The sequence below is a fragment of the Paenibacillus sp. FSL M8-0228 genome, from assembly GCF_038007385.1.
Classification (GTDB): domain Bacteria; phylum Bacillota; class Bacilli; order Paenibacillales; family Paenibacillaceae; genus Paenibacillus; species Paenibacillus polymyxa_D.
In genome coordinates, this window is the sequence record NZ_JBBOXA010000001.1 from 861,097 (window position 1) to 882,492 (window position 21,396).

Annotated in this window: 20 protein-coding genes and 1 riboswitch; of the genes, 14 read left to right on the top strand and 6 right to left on the bottom strand. The window is 45.9% G+C overall.

The window, feature by feature from the left end:
* Positions 1-62: 62 nt before the first annotated feature.
* The gene (locus MKY98_RS03920; RefSeq protein WP_069011274.1) at positions 63-884 is read right to left on the bottom strand and encodes an AraC family transcriptional regulator; all 822 of its coding nucleotides are present in this window, start codon (positions 882-884) and stop codon (positions 63-65) included.
* A 174-nt stretch (positions 885-1,058) separates the two neighbouring features.
* Between MKY98_RS03920 and MKY98_RS03925 the strand changes: the two genes are divergently transcribed.
* Complete coding sequence (locus MKY98_RS03925; protein WP_069011275.1) at positions 1,059-3,251, top strand: alpha-galactosidase; 2,193 nt, start codon at positions 1,059-1,061, stop codon at positions 3,249-3,251.
* Between the two features lie 24 nt (positions 3,252-3,275).
* The gene (locus MKY98_RS03930; protein ID WP_069011276.1) at positions 3,276-4,709 is read left to right on the top strand and encodes a PTS transporter subunit EIIC; all 1,434 of its coding nucleotides are present in this window, start codon (positions 3,276-3,278) and stop codon (positions 4,707-4,709) included.
* Between the two features lie 181 nt (positions 4,710-4,890).
* On the opposite strand, the gene MKY98_RS03935 is transcribed toward MKY98_RS03930, so the two are convergent.
* Both MKY98_RS03935 and MKY98_RS03940 read right to left on the bottom strand, forming a co-directional pair.
* The gene (locus tag MKY98_RS03935; RefSeq protein WP_069011277.1) at positions 4,891-5,382 is read right to left on the bottom strand and encodes a DinB family protein; all 492 of its coding nucleotides are present in this window, start codon (positions 5,380-5,382) and stop codon (positions 4,891-4,893) included.
* A 134-nt stretch (positions 5,383-5,516) separates the two neighbouring features.
* The gene (locus MKY98_RS03940) at positions 5,517-6,131 is read right to left on the bottom strand and encodes a superoxide dismutase (protein WP_029515786.1); all 615 of its coding nucleotides are present in this window, start codon (positions 6,129-6,131) and stop codon (positions 5,517-5,519) included.
* A gap of 520 nt (positions 6,132-6,651) precedes the next feature.
* Between MKY98_RS03940 and MKY98_RS03945 the strand changes: the two genes are divergently transcribed.
* The 7 genes from MKY98_RS03945 (at position 6,652) to MKY98_RS03975 (ending at position 12,131) form a co-directional block, all read left to right on the top strand.
* On the top strand, positions 6,652-7,077 hold the full coding sequence (locus MKY98_RS03945) for a GNAT family N-acetyltransferase (protein ID WP_029515785.1): 426 nt from the start codon (positions 6,652-6,654) through the stop codon (positions 7,075-7,077).
* Positions 7,078-7,208: 131 nt separating this feature from the next.
* Positions 7,209-7,793, top strand: a complete 585-nt coding sequence (gene lepB, locus MKY98_RS03950) for a signal peptidase I (protein ID WP_029515784.1) — start codon at positions 7,209-7,211, stop codon at positions 7,791-7,793.
* A 38-nt stretch (positions 7,794-7,831) separates the two neighbouring features.
* The gene (gene rnhA / locus MKY98_RS03955; RefSeq protein ID WP_023986996.1) at positions 7,832-8,269 is read left to right on the top strand and encodes a ribonuclease HI; all 438 of its coding nucleotides are present in this window, start codon (positions 7,832-7,834) and stop codon (positions 8,267-8,269) included.
* 95 nt (positions 8,270-8,364) lie between these two features.
* On the top strand, positions 8,365-10,113 hold the full coding sequence (gene queG, locus MKY98_RS03960) for a tRNA epoxyqueuosine(34) reductase QueG (RefSeq protein WP_341010653.1): 1,749 nt from the start codon (positions 8,365-8,367) through the stop codon (positions 10,111-10,113).
* Between the two features lie 107 nt (positions 10,114-10,220).
* Positions 10,221-10,475: a YneF family protein gene (locus tag MKY98_RS03965; RefSeq protein ID WP_013308742.1), complete on the top strand. Its 255-nt coding sequence runs from the start codon at positions 10,221-10,223 to the stop codon at positions 10,473-10,475.
* 54 nt (positions 10,476-10,529) lie between these two features.
* Complete coding sequence (folE, locus tag MKY98_RS03970; RefSeq protein WP_013308743.1) at positions 10,530-11,123, top strand: GTP cyclohydrolase I FolE; 594 nt, start codon at positions 10,530-10,532, stop codon at positions 11,121-11,123.
* A gap of 162 nt (positions 11,124-11,285) precedes the next feature.
* The gene (locus tag MKY98_RS03975; protein ID WP_069011279.1) at positions 11,286-12,131 is read left to right on the top strand and encodes a lipoate--protein ligase family protein; all 846 of its coding nucleotides are present in this window, start codon (positions 11,286-11,288) and stop codon (positions 12,129-12,131) included.
* Positions 12,132-12,335: 204 nt separating this feature from the next.
* Here the strand turns inward: MKY98_RS03975 and MKY98_RS03980 are convergent, their stop codons facing one another.
* Together MKY98_RS03980 and MKY98_RS03985 are read right to left on the bottom strand one after the other, a co-directional pair.
* The gene (locus MKY98_RS03980; RefSeq protein WP_029515780.1) at positions 12,336-13,715 is read right to left on the bottom strand and encodes a Fe-Mn family superoxide dismutase; all 1,380 of its coding nucleotides are present in this window, start codon (positions 13,713-13,715) and stop codon (positions 12,336-12,338) included.
* 256 nt (positions 13,716-13,971) lie between these two features.
* Positions 13,972-15,009: an alpha/beta hydrolase gene (locus tag MKY98_RS03985; protein ID WP_029515779.1), complete on the bottom strand. Its 1,038-nt coding sequence runs from the start codon at positions 15,007-15,009 to the stop codon at positions 13,972-13,974.
* Positions 15,010-15,309: 300 nt separating this feature from the next.
* On the opposite strand from MKY98_RS03985, the gene MKY98_RS03990 reads away from it, so the two are divergent.
* Entirely contained in the window at positions 15,310-16,053 is a 744-nt protein-coding gene (locus MKY98_RS03990; protein ID WP_039270658.1) for an IclR family transcriptional regulator, read from the top strand.
* Between the two features lie 155 nt (positions 16,054-16,208).
* A riboswitch (TPP riboswitch) is annotated at positions 16,209-16,321 on the top strand.
* Positions 16,322-16,508: 187 nt separating this feature from the next.
* The gene (thiC, locus tag MKY98_RS03995; protein WP_069011280.1) at positions 16,509-18,353 is read left to right on the top strand and encodes a phosphomethylpyrimidine synthase ThiC; all 1,845 of its coding nucleotides are present in this window, start codon (positions 16,509-16,511) and stop codon (positions 18,351-18,353) included.
* Between the two features lie 122 nt (positions 18,354-18,475).
* Here thiC and MKY98_RS04000 read toward each other — a convergent pair whose 3' ends face one another.
* A complete protein-coding gene (locus MKY98_RS04000) occupies positions 18,476-18,628 on the bottom strand; it encodes a hypothetical protein (RefSeq protein ID WP_010348453.1) in 153 nt (50 codons plus the stop codon).
* 508 nt (positions 18,629-19,136) lie between these two features.
* Here MKY98_RS04000 and MKY98_RS04005 point away from each other — a divergent pair.
* The 3 genes from MKY98_RS04005 (at position 19,137) to MKY98_RS04015 (ending at position 21,327) form a co-directional block, all read left to right on the top strand.
* Positions 19,137-19,973, top strand: a complete 837-nt coding sequence (locus tag MKY98_RS04005; protein WP_029515776.1) for a YitT family protein — start codon at positions 19,137-19,139, stop codon at positions 19,971-19,973.
* Positions 19,974-20,296: 323 nt separating this feature from the next.
* Positions 20,297-20,935, top strand: coding sequence for an SdpI family protein (locus tag MKY98_RS04010; protein WP_069011281.1), 639 nt, complete (start codon positions 20,297-20,299; stop codon positions 20,933-20,935).
* 44 nt (positions 20,936-20,979) lie between these two features.
* Positions 20,980-21,327, top strand: coding sequence for a DUF1648 domain-containing protein (locus MKY98_RS04015; protein ID WP_069011282.1), 348 nt, complete (start codon positions 20,980-20,982; stop codon positions 21,325-21,327).
* Positions 21,328-21,396 lie beyond the last annotated feature (69 nt).

The following is a 21,396-nucleotide window of genomic DNA, read 5'->3' on the forward strand; positions in this document are numbered from 1 at the left end:
CATACTACCGCTATTTTTTGTTTCTGGAACGAATATGCCTAACTTACTTGCGAGCGAAGGTGTTATTTTGGAGAATTTTTTCGGTATTCGGATGGAGTTACCTTGTTGACCGTTTTGAACATTTTGGAGAAAAGGAGTACATCTTTATACCCTACAGACCGAGCAATATCTCCGATTTTAAGGGAAGTATTTCTTAATAGGGAGCACGATTTTTCAATCCTCAAATGCAATAAAAATTCCTGCGGTGACTTATTTAGTTGCTGTTTAAATAAACGATGCAAATACGAACGGTCAATTGAAATGTACTTGGCAATATCACTTACGGTAATGAAGTGTGAATAGTTTTGTTGAATGAAGAGAAGCGCTTCTTTAATATACCGCTGCTGTCTTACCTCAGGGTTGACTTCCTGATTAGGGTAAAGATCAAACATCAGATACAGAAATTCATACAGCTTGGATGCAAGCAACAGGTCCTTGTTGGTTTTCAGCGTAGAAGAAACCACGATGCTCTCCATACAGCGGGCAAGGCTGCCCTCCGCTTCAAACCGGAAAATGGGATTGTCCCTATGGATACAGGTCCGGCTTAGATATTCTTTTGCTTGCACCCCATTAAAACCAATCCAGGCATATTCCCATGGGTCGAGCTCATCCGCTTCGTAGTAAATTAAAACTTTCGGTTCAATAAAGAAAGCATCGTTTTTCTCCAAATGATAGATTTTATCGTTGACTTTAAAGATCCCTTTTCCTTTTAAAATAAAATGCACCATATACCCGCTTCGAATGGCTGGACCATAAGAGTGTTTGCTGGTACAGCTCTCTTTGCCACATGTGTATAGATTGAGATCCAGATTGTTATAGGAATGATTGGAAAAATGCGAACTCATTTGGTTTCACCCCTTAATTCATCTCTGCATATTATCACACTGTTTCATATAGAGTCTACATTATTCCATATAATTATTAAAACTATTCAATTATTATTAGAATGTAAACGATAAGCAAACAACATAATTTATAATTTTGGGAAATCGTACTATTAGCGCTATAAGGGGGTTGCTATGGCTATATACATCGATAAAGAGAAGCTTCTATTCCATTTACAAGGTAGCAATACAAGTTATGTCATGCAGGTTATACGAGGTGGTTATTTATCCCATTTGTATTGGGGAAAGAAAATTCAGAACTATCGGGGGAGCAATAAAATCATCTTTATGGATAGAGGATTTTCGCCCAATCCCGATGGCGAGGATCGAGCCTTTTCACTGGATACCATCCCGCAAGAATATCCGTCATTTGGGAATAGCGATTTCAGGATTCCTGCGTATCAGATTCAATTGGAGAATGGTTCTACCGTGACCGATTTCCGGTATAAAGAACATCGGGTTTTCCAAGGCAAACCAAAATTGAAAGGGCTTCCTTCTACGTATGCAGAGGATGATGGCGAAGTAGCAACACTGGAAATCGTCCTTGAAGACCCATTAATTGATGTAAAGGTTGTACTATCCTATAGCCTATATCAAAAGCGGGATGTCATTACCCGTTCAGTCCGTTTCGAGAATGAAGGTCGGCAACAGCTAAAACTGCTTAGAGCGTTAAGTGCTAGTGTGGATTTCCGTGATGATGAATACGAGCTCATTACCTTGTACGGTGCGCATAATAATGAGAAAAATATAGCAAGGCGAAAAATTGTACCCGGAATTCAAATGGTAGACAGCTGCCGTGGAGCTAGCAGCCCTCAACAGGCACCCTTTATGGCACTTGTAAGAAAAGGGACAGATGAAGAACAGGGTGAAGTGTACGCCTTTAATCTGGTGTATAGCGGGAACTTTACGGCCCAGACTCAGGTAGATTCCTATCGGAACACAAGAATCACGATGGGGATTAATCCTTTTGATTTTACATGGCTGCTTGAACCAGAGGAATCGTTCCAAACGCCAGAAGTGGTCATGGTATACACCGAAAATGGCTTGGGCGGTATGTCGAGAATTTATCATGATTTATACAGGAACAGATTATGCCGTGGGCCTTTTCGTGACAAGGAGCGGCCGATCCTGATTAATAACTGGGAAGCTACCTACTTTAACTTTGATGCCAACAAGATTGAGCAGTTGGCGAAGGAAGCTCAAAGTGTGGGAGTGGAGCTGTTTGTATTGGATGATGGGTGGTTTGGAAAACGAGATGATGACAATACTTCATTAGGCGATTGGGTGGTGGATCGTCGCAAACTTCCAGATGGATTGCCGGATCTTGCAAACCGCATTCGAAATCTGGGTATGGAGTTTGGTTTGTGGTTTGAACCTGAAATGGTATCCATAGACAGCGACTTATACAGAAAGCATCCCGATTGGTGTATCCATGTCCCTGATCGTCCGTATACGTTGGGAAGAAATCAGCTGATGTTGGATTTATCGAGGAAGGAAGTGTGTGAATACGTTATTAAATCGGTTTCCGATATTTTATCGGATGTTCCAATTACTTATGTAAAATGGGACATGAATCGTCACATGACGGATGTGGGTTCGGCAGCCTTGCCACCTGAGAGACAAAGGGAGACTGCGCATCGTTATATCCTGGGACTCTATAATATTATGGAAGAGCTTACATCAAAGTTCCCCAATGTCTTATTCGAGAGCTGTTCTAGCGGAGGAGGCCGTTTTGATGCCGGCATGCTCTATTACATGCCTCAGACCTGGACGAGCGATAATACGGATGCCATTTGCCGACTGAAAATTCAATGGGGAACAAGTCTTGTCTACCCGCCAATTACCATGGGGGCACACGTTTCCACAGTACCCAACCATCAAGTGGGTAGAATAACTCCCTTGGAGACAAGAGGTTATGTCGCCATGGCCGGGAATTTAGGATATGAGCTGGATTTGACGACATTAACCATTGAAGAAAAAGAAGTGGTGAAAAAACAGATAGCTCTATATAAAGAAATGAGATCGCTCATTCAGTTTGGAAATTTTTACAGAATGATTAATCCGTTTGATGAAAATGAAGCCGCATGGAGCTTTGTGTCAGAGGATCAAACGGAAATGGCGGCCAGCTATTTCAAGGTTTTATCCCAACCCGCTGCCGCGATTAAAACGTTAAAATTCAAAGGTTTGAATCCAGACTACGTTTATAGAAATGTAGAAACCGGTGAGCTGTTCGGCGGTGATGAATTAATGCATGTTGGCATAACGCTTGCCAGGGTGAAGCAGGACTTTTTAGGCATGTTCTGGAGATTTGTTAAAGAAGAGATCTGATTCAGCTAGAGGAGGGTTTACTAGATGGAAGCAAAAGAAAAGCGGTATAAGCACATTTCTCAAGAAATTTTAAAATATATCGGTGGTGAAGAGAACATTATCGGTGTGGCCCATTGTGCCACAAGATTAAGAATTGTACTTGAGGACAATGAAAAAGCGGAATTAAAGAAGATTGAAGATATTGATCTGGTTAAAGGTGTTTTCATAGCGGGGGATCAACTGCAGATCATTTTTGGAGCAGGGTTGGTCAATAATATATATGCCGTGTTCTCCAAACTGACCGGAACAGAAGATATGTCATTAAGTGATGTCAAATCAAAGTCCGCACAAAAGCAAAATCCTTTTCAAAAAGCCATTAAATCGCTGTCAGATGTCTTCATTGAGATCATGCCGGGAATTCTCGCCGCCGCATTGTTAATGGGGATAACCGGGCTGTTAGGTCAGAAGGGGTTATTTGGTCCTAAATCGATTGTGGAGATGTATCCAATTTTTCAAGGGATTAATCGCTTTGTTCAAATCGTTTCCACGGGTATTTTCACCATCCTGCCGCTGCTTGTTGTTTATTCTGCAACCAAGAGATATGGCGGTCGTCCTATTCTGGGGCTTGTGCTGGGTGCGATTATGCTGCATCCGGCCCTGGCGGATGCCTTTGAGGTAGCTAAAGGGAGTCAAAATCCGGAATCGATCAGTCTTTTTGGCCTTCCCGTACAGTTGGTTGGATTTCAGGGTGGTATTATTATTGCTCTGATGATGGGGTATGTGGTAGCCAAATTGGATCAATTTTTTAACAAAAAGGTTCCAGACATGATTAAATTATTTTTGGCTCCTTTGCTGACGGTCTTTGTTTCTTCCCTGCTATTGTTCACGATTATCGGCCCTCTTGGGCGAGAGTTGGCCAGTCTGGTCACCGTTTCGCTGCTTTGGATGACGCAAAATCTTGGAATATTCGGTTTTATGTTTTTTGCAGGCATTCAGCAGATCATTGTTATTACAGGCTTACATCATGTTATGGGTGCGGTAGAAGCGCAGCTGTTAACCGATACAGGCAGAAATTTTATCAACCCATTGGCATCAGTAGCTTTGATGGCTCAAGGGGGCGCCGTTTTGGGGTATATTCTTTTGAATCGCAAAGACACTAAAGTTAAAGAATTGGGTTACTCTGCATTCGGGTCTGTACTTTTTGGAATCTCGGAACCAGCGATCTTTGGGGTCACTTTAAAGTATAAGTTCCCCTTAGTTGCTGGATGCCTCGGAGGAATGGTTGCGGGAGCATATGTATATTTAAGTAAACTGACAGCCATAGGATTCGGAACCACGGCTCTTCCGGGCTTTGCAATTGCAGCGTCGGATAATCACGGTCATATCAATTATCTTATCGCTCATCTTATTGCCCTGTTATGTGGAGCATTATTTACATTGGCTTACGGTGCTATCAAGAGCAAGAGGTCACGAGCCTGAACCAAAAGAACATTAGCAGGTTGAAAAAATTAAGCTTTTATGAAAACGGTTAAAGGAGAGAATATTTGTGGAATGGACAAGAGAGCATAGATGAAAAAATTAAAAGGGCCGTCCTCCGTCGTTATAAACGACCGAGGATGGCCCTAAGTTTTACATAGGTATGCATGTACATTCGTTAAAGCTAATCGATGCCACCATCGCTTTCAATCAGCCCTTTGCCGATTACATTGGCCGAAACCGGAGGCTTGCCGAGCTCCCGAGACCATATGGACAATTGCCCAATATGGTGGATTTGGTGGGCAATGACATGGCGCATCACCTCGCCCCAGGCATCCATTACAATTCTGCCGTCCGGGAGGTGATCTTCAAACCTTTTCCGTTCCAGACCATCATGCCAGGCGAGCACGAACGGCTCGACATCGAGTCGAAACTTCCCATCCAGCTCACGGACCTTGTCGAGCGTATCATACAGAGAGAAGTCCTCCTGAAAGTCGGGTTTGCCCTGAATCGTTTGAATCCAGCTCCACTCCACGTCAACGATATGGAAGAGTGTCTTTAGAATGCCGCCGACTCCGCCGACGCGTTGTTTCAGTAATTCCTCCTGCGACACCTCTTCACACCAGCGGTACCATTGTTCCCGAATCAACCAGTTGTAACGAAAAAAAGTCTGCATCCATCAACCTCCAGAGCCATATTTGAGAATCATCTCCACCAGTTTACCATAGGATGCCAAAAGGGCTGTCTCATTCGTAGAAAATCTACTTTTGAGACAGCCCTTTATTATAGGATTAGAATGTTGCTACTGGCTTATTTCTTTGCAGCCGCGTAACGTTTGTTGACTTCATCCCAGTTGATTACATTGTAGAAAGCTGAAATGTAGTCTGGGCGTTTGTTTTGATATTTCAGGTAGTAAGCATGCTCCCAAACGTCCAGTCCAAGTACCGGAGTCAGACCTTCAAACAGCGGGCTATCTTGGTTTGGAGTGCTAGTGATCGCCAGTTTGCCGTCTTTGCCGACAACCAACCAAGCCCAGCCGCTACCAAAACGAGTTGTAGCTGCTTTAGTGAAGTCTTCTTTAAATTTGTCATAGCCGCCCAGTTCATTGTTGATTGCTTCAGCAATTGCACCTGTTGGCTGTCCGCCACCGTTAGGACCGATAACTTCCCAGAACAGGCTGTGGTTGTGATGTCCACCACCGTTATTGCGAACCGCAGTGCGGATGCTTTCTGGAACGCTGTCCAGATTAGAGATCAGATCCTCCAGGCTTTTGCTTTGCAGTTCGGGAGCGCTCTCCAGAGCTGCGTTCAAGTTTGTAACATATGTGTTATGGTGACGATCATGGTGAATTTCCATTGTCTGTGCATCAATGTGCGGTTCCAGTGCGTCTTTTGCGTAAGGAAGTTCTGGTAATTGAAATGCCATAGTAAATCCCTCCTGGTTATATGGTTGGGTAAGTGTTCCTATGTAATAATACCCTCGACAGTTATATTAAACCGCATTCAGCCTATTTAATCAACATTTTTGTTTGTAAAATAGCAAACTGGGCAATACGGCCTGGTAGCTAGCATGTCCAAAAACCCGCTTGAAATACACAATATATAGGTAATAAGAGGTAAATTGTGAACATTAAAATGTAAACGCTTTATATACAGCGCTTACATGAGAAAAAGGGATGTATTCCGTCAAAAAGTATGGTTTAATGGTCAAGGAAGCAGAAATTTCGGCTTTTTTGTCGTCTGCTATAATCTGTCATGTCTATGACATGACGAACTTGAGGGCATACACCCTTTTCCTGTTCTTCATTTCATATATAGCAGATCGTATGCATTTTTATCATAATGCCTTGTGATTAACACCATGATAAGAAATTTAAGGATTTATGTAAAAATGACGGTGCTGTCTCAATTTTTTTATTATGCTTACGAAAAGGGAGATATTACTTATGCACGTTCGTTCCTTTCAATTAAGTGATGTGAACTCAGTAACGGAACTCATGCAAATTGCCTTGTCAGAGGAGTGCTACAAAGAGACGGTGAAAGCATTTGCCCGTCAGCTTTCGTGGGATTCCGGTTTGATTATCGTTGCAGAAGAAGAGGGAGAGATCGTGGGTGCTTTGATCGGCACGATCGATCAGAATGATGGTTGTTACTATCGTATCGCTATTCACCCGGATCGTCGTCGGATGGGAATCGGCAAATCGCTTGTGGAGTCCATGGAGCAGCGTTTTCAGCAACGTAAGGTTAGCCGTATTTGGGTAGCAGGGGACAAGCATAACAGTGTGGCCATGCCTTTGTACGAAGCGATGGGCTATGGAGCAAGCCAGATTTTACAGGCTTTTCAGAAGCTGAGTATTTTGGCGCCTCATTAATTGGGAATCGAAATAAAGAGAATTGAATAACATTAAGTATAATATTTACATTTAGAGCATATCTGAGTAACCGTTGCAATCGGGTACGGGATATGCTTTTCTATTTATAACAGGGTTGAGGAGGTTTAATTATGGACGCTTTGGCTCCTTCGTCAGGCCCGCCTCCCTCGCCGGAAACGTCCAAACAAGCAGGTCGCTCTGGTTACATACGCGATTGGTTAGTCACTCTTCTGATCGCTATGGTCGTCTTGCTGCTTCTGAACCTGTTTGTATTTAACTTGTCCACGGTTAGAGGACATTCGATGCAGCCGACGCTAATGGAAAGCCAGCATTTGTTCGTTAACAAGCTGGTTTATAATTTTCATGATCCGGGCAGGGGGGACATTGTGATTTTAAAAGATCCCGATTCCAAGCTGTCGAGCCCAAGATTTTTAGTGAAAAGAGTCATAGGTATTCCCGGAGATGTAATCCGAGTTGAACATAATCATTTGTATGTGAACGGTGAACTGCTAAATGAACCTTACACCAACTCTGACGTGGAGGATGGTGATTATGGTCCTTTTACGGTGGAGCCGGGGCACTTTTTTGTCATGGGAGATAATCGCCATACTGCAGCAAGCAAGGATAGCCGCTATTTTGGCAGCATTAAATCTCAAGATTTACTGGGACGTGCAGAATTTATATTTTGGCCGATATCTGAGTGGAAGTGGCTATAGAGCAACTAAAGTCTGAAATCAAGGAAAGGAAGAGGATGATGAAAGAAGTGATGGTATATACCGACGGTGCTTGTTCGGGAAATCCGGGTCCTGGGGGCTGGGGGATCGTTCTGCTGTATGGGGAGCATCGTAAGGAGCTGTCAGGTGCCGAGAAAATGACGACAAACAACCGTATGGAGATTAAGTCCGTGATTGAAGCACTGAAGCTGCTCAAGGAGCCTTGCCATGTGAAAGTACACAGTGACTCTGCCTATGTCGTCAATTGCTTCAAACAGGGCTGGATTAAGAACTGGCTTCGTAATGGCTGGCGCAACAGTAAAAATCAGCCAGTGGAGAATAAGGAATTATGGGAAGAGCTGTGGGAACTGATGGGTAAGCATGAGGTTGAATATGTGAAGGTTAAGGGGCACAGTGACAACGAACTGAATAATCGTTGTGATTTTCTAGCGACCAGTGCTGTTAAAAATTTACGGTAGCATCTGCTGCTATTTTCTGTTGAAATTTGAGATATGAGAATTTTGCAAATTCTCATATCTGTAATGATAAAAAGTGGAAGAGAGGTGAGTATCGGATGCAACGCGGATTGACTCAGGCGGCTGCCGGAACCGCTTCGACTTGGGCTTCGCTCAAGCAGGAAATTATTGAGGCGGCTCCAGGGCTGGGTATCGACTCCATCGGGTTCGCATCCGCCGACCCCTTTCTGTCTCTGAAAGCTATATTGGAAGAGCATCGTGCGAAAGGCTATGAATCCGGCTTTGAGGAGCCAGATATTGATAAGCGGATCTACCCGGAGCTGTATGGCTCACAGCCTGCATCTCTGATTGCTATTGCAGTGGCGTATCCTTCCAAAATGAAGGACCCGCCGAAGTCGGACAAGGGGAAGTACCGTGGTATTTTGGCGCGTTCAGCCTGGGGGAAAGATTATCATCTGGTACTACGCGAAGCGATGGAAAAGCTTGAGGCTTTTATAAGCGAGCGGGTGCCTGATGCCATTATGAAAAACATGGTGGATACCGGAGAACTGTCGGATCGAGCCGTTGCGGAACGCGCAGGGATTGGTTTTAGCGGCAAAAATACGATGATGATTTCACCGACACTGGGATCATGGATTTATCTGGGGGAGCTGTTGACGAACATTCCTTTCCAGCCAGATGAACCGGTTACGGATGGTTGCGGAGAGTGCACCAAATGTTTGGATGCCTGTCCTACGGGCGCGCTTGTAGGTCCTGGACAGCTGAATGCCCAGCGGTGTGTGTCCTTTTTGACGCAAACCAAGGGCTTTTTGGACGAGGAGTTTATGCTGAAAATAGGGAATCGGCTGTATGGATGTGATACGTGCCAAATCGTATGTCCCAAAAATCGAGGCCTTAACTGGGATCATCATCCCGAGCTTACACCCGATCCTGAAATTGTGAAGCCGTTGCTGCTGCCGTTATTGGATTTGAGCAATCGCGAATTTAAAGACCGATTTGGTCAAAGTGCGGCGGCCTGGCGGGGGAAGAAGCCGATTCAACGCAATGCAGTCATTGGTCTTGGCAATTTCAAGGATGTTAGCGCGGTGCCCAAATTGACGGAGGTTTTATTGGATGATCCGCGTCCCGAGCTGCGAGGCACGGCGGCGTGGGCTTTGAGTCGAATAGGAGGGGAAAACGCTATGACAGCGATCAAGCAAGCATCAGAGAAGGAACAACATGAGCAAGTACGCGAAATGATCGCACAGGCGCATTCCAAGCTAGAGGAACAAGAGCAGGCAGAAGAGCTAAAGGCATCTGAATTATCAAAATCAGAAGTAACGGCCGGGGATTCACAGAGTCCAACCACCATTTATTATGATGAGATGGAGACACCTGTGGGCACGTTAACGCTGTGCGCTACGGATCGGGGGCTGTGCCGAATAGACTATGGCGTTTTTCATGCGAAGGAAGCACTGCTTCAGCAATGGGCCCGAACATGGATTGGGGAATATGTCTATGTGCAGGAGCCGGAAAAGCTGCGCGAAGCTGCGGACCAACTGCGTGAGTATTTTGTTGGAGAACGGCGGGAATTTAGTATAGCTTATGATTTGAGAGGGACTCCTTTTCAAGAGCAGGTGTGGCGTGCACTGCAAAATATTCCGTACGGACAAAGTGTGTCCTACAAAGATATTGCGGAATCGATCGGACGAGCCAAGGCAGTACGTGCTGTGGGTGGAGCCAATAACAAAAATCCGTTACCCATTCTGTTTCCATGTCACCGAGTATCGGGTGCTAACGGAAGTTTGGTCGGTTATGCTGGAGGCTTGCCAGTCAAGACGAAGTTGCTGGATTTGGAGAAACAATAAGGACATATGTTTGCAAAAAGTGATTTGCTAGCTGTCCCATGTTTTGCTATGATAGGTTCGTGTGTAATTCAAGATGTTTCATATAAATATACAGAGGTGACGACTTCGTGGTGTGGAATATTGTCATTCCGATTATTACCCTGATTGCTGGTTTGGTTGGGGGATTTTTCATCGGTGCTTATTATCTTCGTAAACAGCTTGAGAAGATGCAAAACGACCCTGAAACGCTGCAAAAAATGGCTAAACAGATGGGTTACAACCTGAATGGGAAACAAATGCAAAAAGCCCAGCAGATGATGAAGAACCAACAGTTCTCCAAAAATCAGCCTGGTCCGCGTAAAAATCAGGGCCGTCGGAAATAATGAGCAACGTGAGTACGGATGCCGCATGAGGTTGCTGCATAGAGGAGGATTACTGTGGCTGGCGTAAAAGATTATATTAACCGCAAAGCTGCGGATAACCGGGATAAAATCGAGTACCATGTGGAGCAGATTTTACAACTGATCGGTGAGGACCCCAAGCGTGAAGGGTTGTTGGAAACACCGGCACGCGTTGCGCGCATGTATGAGGAAATATTTGCGGGTTATGAGGTTGATCCCCGGGATGCGCTGGGTGTGACATTTGACGAGAATCACGAGGAGCTTGTGATCGTGAAGGACATCGTCTATTACAGCCAGTGTGAGCACCATATGGCTCCTTTCTTCGGAAAAGTGCATATCGGCTATGTACCCAGCGGCAAAATTGTAGGATTGAGCAAGCTTGCACGCCTGGTAGAGGCAGTGACCCGCCGATTGCAGGTACAGGAGCGTATTACTTCACAGATCGCTGATATTTTAAATGAAGCGGTCTCCGCTCACGGGGTTATGGTAGTCGTAGAAGGCGAGCACCTGTGCATGTGTGCAAGAGGTGTCAAAAAGCCTGGTAGCAAAACAGTAACGTCTGCGGTACGCGGTACGTTTCGTGATGATGCAGCGCAGCGCGCAGAGTTTCTGTCGCTGCTTAAGGATTGATCGAACATCGCAAGACGTTTATGTGATGAACAAAAAAGGGTGGTTTACGCATAGGCGTAGCCACCTTTTTTTGTTAACATCAGATATAAACGACGGGATAGCCGCCTTAAAATTACGATTAGCCTATGGATAACAGTTATTTTTATAGATAGGGGATAACGTATGGAGAATGTACATAGATCAACAGAAAAAACAACAGCTTTGCCTGAGTTGCAGTGGTTTGAAGCACCACTTGCGGACACTCAGGAGGACGTTTTGTCTCCGCTGGCTTGGGAGGAGCTGGCCTGTCGGCAAGTAGGGAAAGGAGCTGCACCCATTTTGCATCTTTGGCGGCATCCGTCAGCGCTTGTGATCGGTCACCGGGACCGCAGGCTCTCTTACGCCCCACAAGCGATGGAGCGAGTGCGCAACGCGGGAACTTCGGTATGCGTACGCCCCTCAGGTGGAGCAGCCGTCATGCTGGACAGGGGGGTGCTGAACCTGTCCTTGATCCTGCCGAATCCACAGCGGGCCATCAGCCTGCATGAAGATTTTCGGCTCATGGCAGCGCTAATTGCCGATGCGCTGGTTCCGTGGTCTGGCGAGGCGCAGACCGGAGAAATCCCCGGGTCCTTCTGTCCCGGGGATTACGATGTCAGCGTCCGGGGCCGCAAGTTTTGCGGCATTGCACAGCGACGTCAAGCCAAGGCGTATATCATCACAGCCTTCGTGATGATTGAGGGCAGCGGTGCAGAGCGTGCACAGGCGGTACAGCAATTCTATACAGAGGCAGCCGGAGATACTTCGACAGGCGTGCAGCAGCAGGATTACCCCCGGGTGAATCCAGCAACGATGGGTAGCCTGGCAGAGCTGGCTGGAGTGCCGTCTGTTGAGGCGTACACGGCATCTTTGCGCCGTGTCGTCGAGAGCCAGACAGCCATTTCACCTGCCGATAGCTGGCTGGTACAACCGGAAGGATGGACCGAACAAATGGCAGCGCTCAGAGAGCTATACGATTTGCAGGTGTAGTTTGTCTTTAGCTTAGAAGCCTATTAGTGCGTGTTCAAAAAGTCGGCTTTTCAGGACCGAGAAAGTTGGATGAAGCTAGGGACTGAGTAGCGGAGCGTAGACAGATCTACGTGAGCAACGGAAGGCCCGGCTGAATTCAAGATTCGACGTCGAATCCGCTTCTTGAATAGCTTCGTTATGGAAAGACGACTTTTTGAACAACCTCTAGAAGGGTTGCCATCTCAGCTTGGAGGCTTGATCGTAGCGTGCTTCCACTTCAGGCCAGTTAACGACATGCCACCAATCCTCAATGTATTTGTTGCGCTCGTTTTGATGCTTTAAGTAATATGCGTGTTCCCACACATCTATCGCCAGCAGCGGAATGGACTCCCATTGAGTCAGATTCTGGTGCTTTTCGGCCTGCAAAATTTCAAGCCGTCCCGCGCGCGGACTCCATACCAGGATCGCCCAGCCGCCACCCTCGACCTTTTCGGCTGCCGAACTGAATTGTTTTTTGAATGCATCGTAGCTGCCAAAATCTTTTTTAATCTGTTCAGCCAGCGGTCCGCTTGGGTTTCCACCGCCTTGAGGACTCATGATCGTCCAAAAAAGAGTATGCAGATAATGGCCTGCGCCGTTGAATGCCAGTTCGCGTTCCCAATGTTTTACGAGATCAAAATTACCTGTTTTTCGGGCTTCTTCCAGCTTCTTTTCCGCTTTATTCAGGTCATTCACATAGCTCAAATGATGCTTGTCATGGTGAATGCGCATCGTTTTTTCATCAATATACGGTTCAAGCGCATTATAGGGGTAAGGGAGCGGTGGGAGTCGATGTCCTCCAATAGGAACCGACCGGCCGATTGAGGTTTTTTCCGTTGCCGAAGGTTGAGCCTGGCTGGATTTGACGCCTTTAGTCGTCCATGTGCCTTCTCCCCTTATGCCTGCCTGACGTTCTCGAAACGCTTCCTCTGGGTAATTCTCACCCTCTGTCGCTACATGATACAACCCAGCAGCCCTTGCGATGGAGCCAGGTTCTTGAAAGGGGGTTGTCGAGATCAGGAAATATTGGCTTTCATGTGCCGCGTGTAATACAACTCCAGCGGATTTTGGCTGCTGACGCAATGCATGACTGTGCTCGCTCAGCAGACCGAGCTGCCGTACATACTCCTGTGACTGGCGGTTTGCGGTTTGTAGCAAATCGTCCAATCGACGATTTAATTCTTGTGAGTCAGGCTGAGCGTTTAATGCTGACTCTGACGATGGCATCTTTACAGATGATGATGCGTCTAATCCCCTTGACTGTTTTGGAGGTTCAGTGAATTCGTGTGTATGTGCTTGTGGGGCAGCCGACAGCTGTTTCCATTCCTGATGCCACGCCTGATCTGCCGGATCAAGTGCGCTCCGTTGCTCTTCAAGCAACTCTATGGCGGTGCGTTCCGTCTGTTCGAATACAGTCCGCCAATCATCCAGCAGCCGTACATAAGTAGGCTCCAGTCCCTCGGTAGCGGATTTAATCACTTCCACATGCCAACTTTCCTGCTGCTTCCAATGCCGAATTTCCTCCAGCACACGTAAGGGCAGGAAAGACCCATAAGTACTCAGCATCGTTTTATACCTCCCGTATCCCACTATGGCTATCCGGCGGATCTGGCAGATCTGCCCTGGATGCATACGTACCCAGTATATTCGCTGTCCTATCGGGAATATGTCTATGAACTCGCTTAATTTGGTCACATCTGTTACGTAGAACAAGAATACCATGGTAAACGAAAAAGAAGCCCAGCTACGGCACGGGTTAGTGTCCGTAGGCAGGCTTCTTCAAGGTGAAGAATTAAATACAGTTTTTTTGAAAAATAATTCTTTACTTTGTAGTCGTTTGTTTGTGGGCATCAGCGATCGTTTTCTTGTCCTCCAGCTCCTGTACACTGCTTAGAAACGTCGATACCCGCCGTAGATATTCACGGGGATGCTCTCTGAAAATAAGCTCATGTATTCCGTTTTTGACAATCCATACACTGGAAAGTGGGTTGGTTTGATTGGCAGCGAGCTTTTCCGCAATAGGATAAGGAGCCTTTTCATCCTGTGTACCATGCACAAACATGATCGGGAACGGATAGTTTTCCTTTTTAACCTCCTGATATGGAATCTGATGCAAGCTGGTGCCGTTCAAGACTGGAAACAGCAACTCCAGAATTTCCAAAGACGGATGTCTTGGCAGGTTAATTTGATTGTGAATGTTATGGTACAGCGTATCCGGCTCCAACAGGAAAGTGCTGTCCAAAATCATTGCGTCCACATCCTTGGTTTGCAAGCCCGCCTGAAGAGCGGTTCCTGCCCCCATGGAGAAGCCCCATACGATAATCTCCGACGAGCCGCGTTGCTTCGCAAGCTGGATCGCTCCGAGAAGCTGCTGGGATTCCGCTTTGCCTCCGGTTGCGACTGATTTGCTGTTTTGTGACGCGAATCCATAATCGAACATGACCACATTAAAGTTCAAACTGTGGGCATAATGCGCCAGATCATACATGGGAATCCAGCTTTCTTCGCGGTTAGCTCCATAACCATGGCTGAAAATAATCGTTTTCCGCGATTGATCCGCCGGGATATACCAGCCTTGTACCATGCGGCTACCATCCTTGGCAGGGAAGCTGACTTCCTCATAAGGCATGTTTTTGGCCTGCATCGGATTAGAGTACAGCGGCGCGACGGTAGGATTCGTAAGTACCCATGCGATGTAAGCATGCAAGGCAATAAAACAAAACAACAGAAAAAAAACGACCGACAGCAGCAGAGCAATCACAACGTGCTTGAACCGCAGCAGACGGGGATTAAAGAGTGGGGTGGACGGCTCCTGAACAGCGGTCTGTAGCTGAGAGTTGCGCTGGGATGTAGAAATCATGTAAGAGCCTCCTTATATAAAATTGATCTTCGTTTCAATAGAATTTAGGTATAATTCCACTTGAAAATGATAGTGTATATCCGTATAGATACCTATTATCGTATGATGGGGGTTATCCAAAGTCAACGCCTGAACCGGAAAAGTAAAAATGATGCAAAGAATTGTCGATGTTTGTTCTCGTTCTGTAATATGGTTGTCACAAAAACATCGGTTTACAGTAGCCGCGACTATTCTATATAATTTATGTAACCATGTTTCATAGTGTGAAACGAATATGGATACAAGAGGAGCGGTTCACGAATGGAAGACCGTAAATTAACCGTTCGCGCTGTAGAGCGTGCACTTGATATATTGCTGTGTTTTACCGCAGATTCGGATCTTGGCCTAACGGAGATTGCCTCCAAAATTGGTCTACATAAAAGCACGGTTCATCGGCTGCTGACTACGTTGGAGGATCGGGGCTTTGTCGTTCGGAATGCCGAAACGGAAAAATATCGACTTGGCTTCCGCATTTGGGAGCTATCCACACATTTGTCCCAAAGTGACGAGCCGGCGGTGTTGTTACAGCCTGCAATGGAAGGACTGCGTGACCGTCTGGGCGAAACGGTCAGCTTGTACTTACGGGACGGCAGCATGCGTATTCGCATACAAGCCGTGCAGAGCAATCAGGCGATCCGCAGGGTTGCGCCTGTGGGTGCGCGTATGCCGCTGGCTGTAGGAGCCTCCAGTAAGGTGCTGGCTGCCTTTATGCCGCCGCAGGAGCTGGAAGCCCTGCTAAGCGGGAATGAATGGCCGCCCTCGGTAGACGCGGAGGTCTATAAAGCCCAGCTGCAGGACATTCGCGAGAAGGGCTATGCGACCAGCTATGAAGAACGGGAGCCAGGGGCCGCTGCTGTGGCAGCACCAATTGTGAACCGGAAGGGACAGGTCACTGCGGCTTTATCTGTATCCGGTCCGGTCAGTCGGCTTGCACCCGAGACGCTACATGACTTTGCTCCGATTTTGATCGAAGCGGCGAAGGAAATGGGGCTTATGCTTCCGTAACAAGAATGAATGCAGTTGAAGCAAGCAAAGTGATTTGGTGAGGAGCGTCTTCTTGCTAAATGGAACCTAGAAGGGTTGCCAAAGCCATAAATTTGAAGTAGTCTGATAAGGATGGCGGGATGTCTGTTATGTCCGCCTCATGTGAATAGAAGTATCGCAGTTACTGGGGGAGCCTGTAATGCCGGGCTGAGATGGAATCGTGTAAGATTCCGGACCCTTTGCACCTGATCTGGATCATACCAGCGTAGGGAAGTAATCGGCCATTGAAATGTATACGCAGCTGCTGTCTACGGTGACGCATTGGAATAGGATTATTCCACATGTGCACGGTCTGGATAGCTGCCTCGTTAGATTAGCCGGTTCCCTCGGGAACCGGCTTTTTTGCATAGATCAGCGCCACCCTGGGAATGGTTCCGGATCGGTGTGTCATTTCATCGAAACAGGAGGAATGGACAATGAAGCCGACAGAAGTAGAAGGAACAAAAGGAACAGAATTTAAATCAGCAGAAGTAAGGTTGGCAGGAACAAGGGAAGTTGGGGTAGAGAAGACAAACGGGGAGCAAGCCAGTGGGGTAACGCCCTTTCCAGGGAGCCGTAAGGTATATATTCAAGGCTCGCGGCCGGACATTGCCGTCCCAGAGCGGGAAATTGCTCTTCATCCTACACATACGCCGCAGGGCACGGAGCATCATGAGCCATTGCGTGTGTACGATACGAGCGGTCCCATGACTGACGAAGCCTATCAGGTCGATATCCGTCAGGGCCTGCCTCCATTACGGCGAGCTTGGGCACTGGAACGGGGCGATGTGGAGGCTTACGAGGGACGCGCCGTCAAACCGGAGGATAATGGACTGAAACCTGGCTCCAAACGGGAGACAGTTGAATTTCCCGGCGTGACCAACCGTCCGCTTCGTGCTTCGCAAGGTCGTACAGTGACGCAAATGCATTATGCACGGCAAGGGATCATTACGCCCGAAATGGAATTTGCGGCGATCCGCGAAGGGGTGGAGCCTGAGTTTGTACGGCAGGAATTGGCGGCTGGACGAGCCATTTTGCCTTCGAATATCAATCACCCGGAAAGTGAGCCGATGGTCATTGGGCGTCATTTTCACGTGAAGATCAATGCGAACATTGGTAATTCTGCGGTTACCTCCTCGATTGAGGAGGAAGTGGAGAAAATGACCTGGGCTGTGCGTTGGGGCTCGGATACAGTTATGGACCTATCCACAGGCCGTAATATCCATACCACACGTGAATGGATCATTCGGAATTCTCCTGTACCGATTGGAACTGTGCCGCTGTATCAGGCACTTGAAAAGGTGAACGGCGAAGCAGAAGCGCTGACGTGGGAGTTGTATCGCGATACGCTGATCGAGCAGGCGGAGCAGGGAGTGGACTATTTTACAATTCATGCGGGTGTATTGCTGCGGTATATACCGATGACGGCGAATAGAATGACGGGAATTGTGTCCCGTGGCGGGTCGATCATGGCAGCCTGGTGCCTTGCGCACCATCAGGAGAATTTTTTGTATACACATTTTGAAGAAATCTGCGAAATTATGAAAGCCTATGATGTGGCCTTTTCTCTCGGGGATGGTCTACGTCCAGGTAGTATCTATGATGCGAATGATGAAGCACAGTTTGCAGAGCTGGAAACGTTGGGCGAGCTAACGCAAATCGCATGGAAGCATGATGTTCAGGTCATGATTGAGGGGCCGGGACATGTCCCTATGCATAAAATCAAAGAGAATGTGGATTTGCAAATGGAGATTTGTAAGGAAGCTCCTTTCTATACCTTGGGACCGCTCACGACGGATATTGCCCCCGGATATGATCATATTACCTCAGCCATCGGGGCGGCGATGATCGGTTGGTTCGGGACGTCCATGCTGTGCTATGTTACGCCTAAGGAGCATTTGGGTCTTCCGAATAAGGATGATGTCCGTGAGGGTGTCATTACCTACAAAATTGCGGCACATGCTGCCGATCTGGCGAAGGGCCATCCACGGGCGCAGCAGCGGGATGATGCTTTGTCCAAGGCACGCTTTGAGTTCCGCTGGCGGGATCAGTTCAATCTGTCGCTTGATCCCGAGCGGGCCTTGTCCTACCATGATGAAACGCTACCAGCAGAGGGAGCCAAGGAAGCACATTTTTGCTCGATGTGCGGCCCCAAATTTTGTAGTATGCGCATCACGCAGGACATTCGCGCCTATGCAGCGGATAAGGGGCTGAACACCGAAGAAGCAGTGGCCGCTGGGATGCGTGAGAAGGCAGAGCAGTATCGGGATGGCGGTCAGTAAAACGAATGTGTGAGTTTAGGAACGCATGAATCAAAAAAAGCCGTGGTTCTCTACAGTCGATGTAGGAAACTACGGCTTTTTGGCTTATGTAAAGCGAGTCATGCAACCGGATAAACGGCGCCTTATTTTTTACCCATTTTTTCATTCAAAATGTCCTGAAAGCTGAGCTTCTTCTCCGAGCTATCTTCTTTCTTCTGCATACTCACCGCGTTGGCACGTTGGTATTGGTGGTGAAAGGGCATCAGGGTGTGGACGGTTAAGTTCATTGTATTCATGTAGATCATTCCTCCAATTCCATATTGTCAAATTCAGATTGAGTTGCTTTGGACGTCTGTATAGGACTATTTGTATGTACTTGATGTCGCAATGCTATGTAGGTTGCTTGGTTATGTTTCAATCATTATACCCACATTTATTCAAAGTAAAACGCTTTTGACATAAAACAGGAAGATGGTCATGTGTGTTCAAAATGCCGATTAGGAGGATGGTCGTTTTAGGGGAAAATGTGCCTAGGTCTAAAACAAGGGCTTGAGGCCCGTTTTCTTAGTTTAGTAGTCGGGATTGTGTTTTTTTGTCGAATAACCTTGTAAAAGGAGGGTTTTGCGGACTCCTCAAGTCAGGATTGAGGCAGTCTGGTGGCGAATTAAAGTGTCAAAGTTGTATTGACTTTATGTTTGGTAGTAGATACCATGAACTGGTTGTCAGCGTATTTTGACAACAAGAGTCAGCCAATCGATCTGGCGATTCATCCTTTGAAATGTTAGAGAGAGGATTAGAGCATATATGAAAAAATGTATTGCAGACATCGCATTTATTATTCTGGGTGCGTTTTTTTTCGCGCTAGCTGTTAATCTGTTTGTGATCCCGAATGAGTTTGGCGAGGGGGGCGTTACAGGGGTCACAATCATCCTGTACTACCTGTTTCAGTGGTCTCCCTCGATCGTTAATCTGGTGATTAATGGCTTGCTGCTGATTGTCGGATATAAATTTTTAGACAAGAGAACGACCTTGTACACTATCATTGCGGTCGCTTTTAACTCGCTGTTTTTACATTTAACAGTCAACTGGCGGATTGATTCGCATGAGCCGACGATTAATGCCGTATTTGCCGGAGTTTTGGTGGGGGTTGGCATAGGCCTAATCGTACGGGTAGGCGGCACTACGGCGGGTACGGTCATTTTAGCACGGATTGCCAACAAGTATCTGGATTGGAATATCAGTTATGGCCTGCTGTTTTTTGATTTGATTGTCGCATTCTCTTCCTATTTTATTATTGGCCCGGAGAAATTGATGCTAACTATCGTTATTTTGTACGTTGGTACGAAGGTGATGGACTTTATGATCGAAGGACTGAACCCCAAAAAAGCGGTCATGATTATTTCGGAGCACCAAGATAAAATTGCCGAGATGGTCATTACGAAAATGGATCGTGGAGTTACTGTCCTGTCAGGCCACGGTTATTACACTAAAAATCCAAAAGAAGTGCTGTATATCGTCATTAGTAAACAAGAGGTATCGGCGCTTAAAAAGATAGTGAAAGCCATCGACACAGCAGCGTTTATCACCATTCATGACGTGCGGGACGTGTTCGGAGAAGGTTTTCTGGATATTTCGAAGTAACTGGTGGTGTGAAGGTAAGGTTATAGGAGAATAGGGTAGGAAGTCGGTCCTGAGGGATCGGCTTTTTTGCTTTGAGATGTTTATTTTAATAATCGAAATAGGTAGATAGATAATAACTTCTTTTCGAAACAGAAGAAAAGCTATTTTTTGTAAAAAAATATTGTGAATGTGACTTTGATCTCTTATTTTTTTGAAAAATATGCATTATGATCTGACAATAATATATATTTTATTAAAATATATTCATTTTTTATAATGAAGTATTATAAATACACTTACTTCTAAAATCAACTGAGAAACAGTTCCAAGTGAGGTTGTTTTGAGTGGAGAATAACTATGATTTAAAAAAAGAATTTAAAAAGCCGTGGATTCAGATTTCTATTTTATTTATTATATTGCATTTTATAAATTCATTTATTATATTGCCTTCAATGAACCCGCTAAAGCTCCCTTTAGCTTTTTTTATTGTGTCATCAGGAGCGATGATTATCTCTTTTCTTATTGTTGTCTTGTATCCAAAATTCTCGAAACATAGAGAACAATTTTCTGAAAATAATTTGGTTCCATATCGTAAAATATGTTCCAGTGTGTTTGTTGTTCTAAATTTTATTTTTCTTTTTTTAATGTTACTGTATTCAAATGCTATTTACTTCAGTCCCTTAAATATAGTTTTATTGGTTTCAGCGATATCGCACTTAACAGTAGGTATCACATTCACTAAATTAACACCTAACCGTTTAATTGGTTTGAAGTTCCCATGGCTGCTTTCGAATGAAAAGGCATGGAAGAAGACGCATCGTATCTCTGCTTATATTTGGATAGCCTTTGGCTTAATCGGGATCGCTATAGGATTAGGACAAGAAGTTAATGTGTGTATGGTGCTCGCTTCTTGTTTACCGACGATGATTAGTTTTGTTACTTCTCTCTTTCTAAGCCATAGGTATAAAAATATAGACTGCTGATATCTGTATAATGCGGATCGATTTGGCATATTAGGGGGATTTCCATGAGAAGTAAATTAAATTTTTCTAATGTATTGTCTTTTCTTATTTCTGTTTTGCCTTTCATTATCTACCTTTTCATGTATCCGAGAATGCCTAGGAATGTAGCAATCCACTACAATTTCAATGATGTGGCTGACCGTTTTGTTGACAAATCCTCCCCTGAGGTATGGTTGTTGTGTGGAATTAGCCTCATATCTTTTATAATTATGCTTATGCTCCAACCCTATTTCAGTCGTCAGTTCAAGAGCGAAGAAGGCTCTGCAATCATGGAAAGCCTGCCTGGTCTCTTCACACTTCTTATAACCCTCGTATTTGCAATCTTGGGTATATGTTTTCTTTTAAAGGCTTGAAGCATGTAAAAAATCCCCTCTCAATGTGCAGTTTCCACTGCATTTGGAGGGGATTTTGTTATTTATACG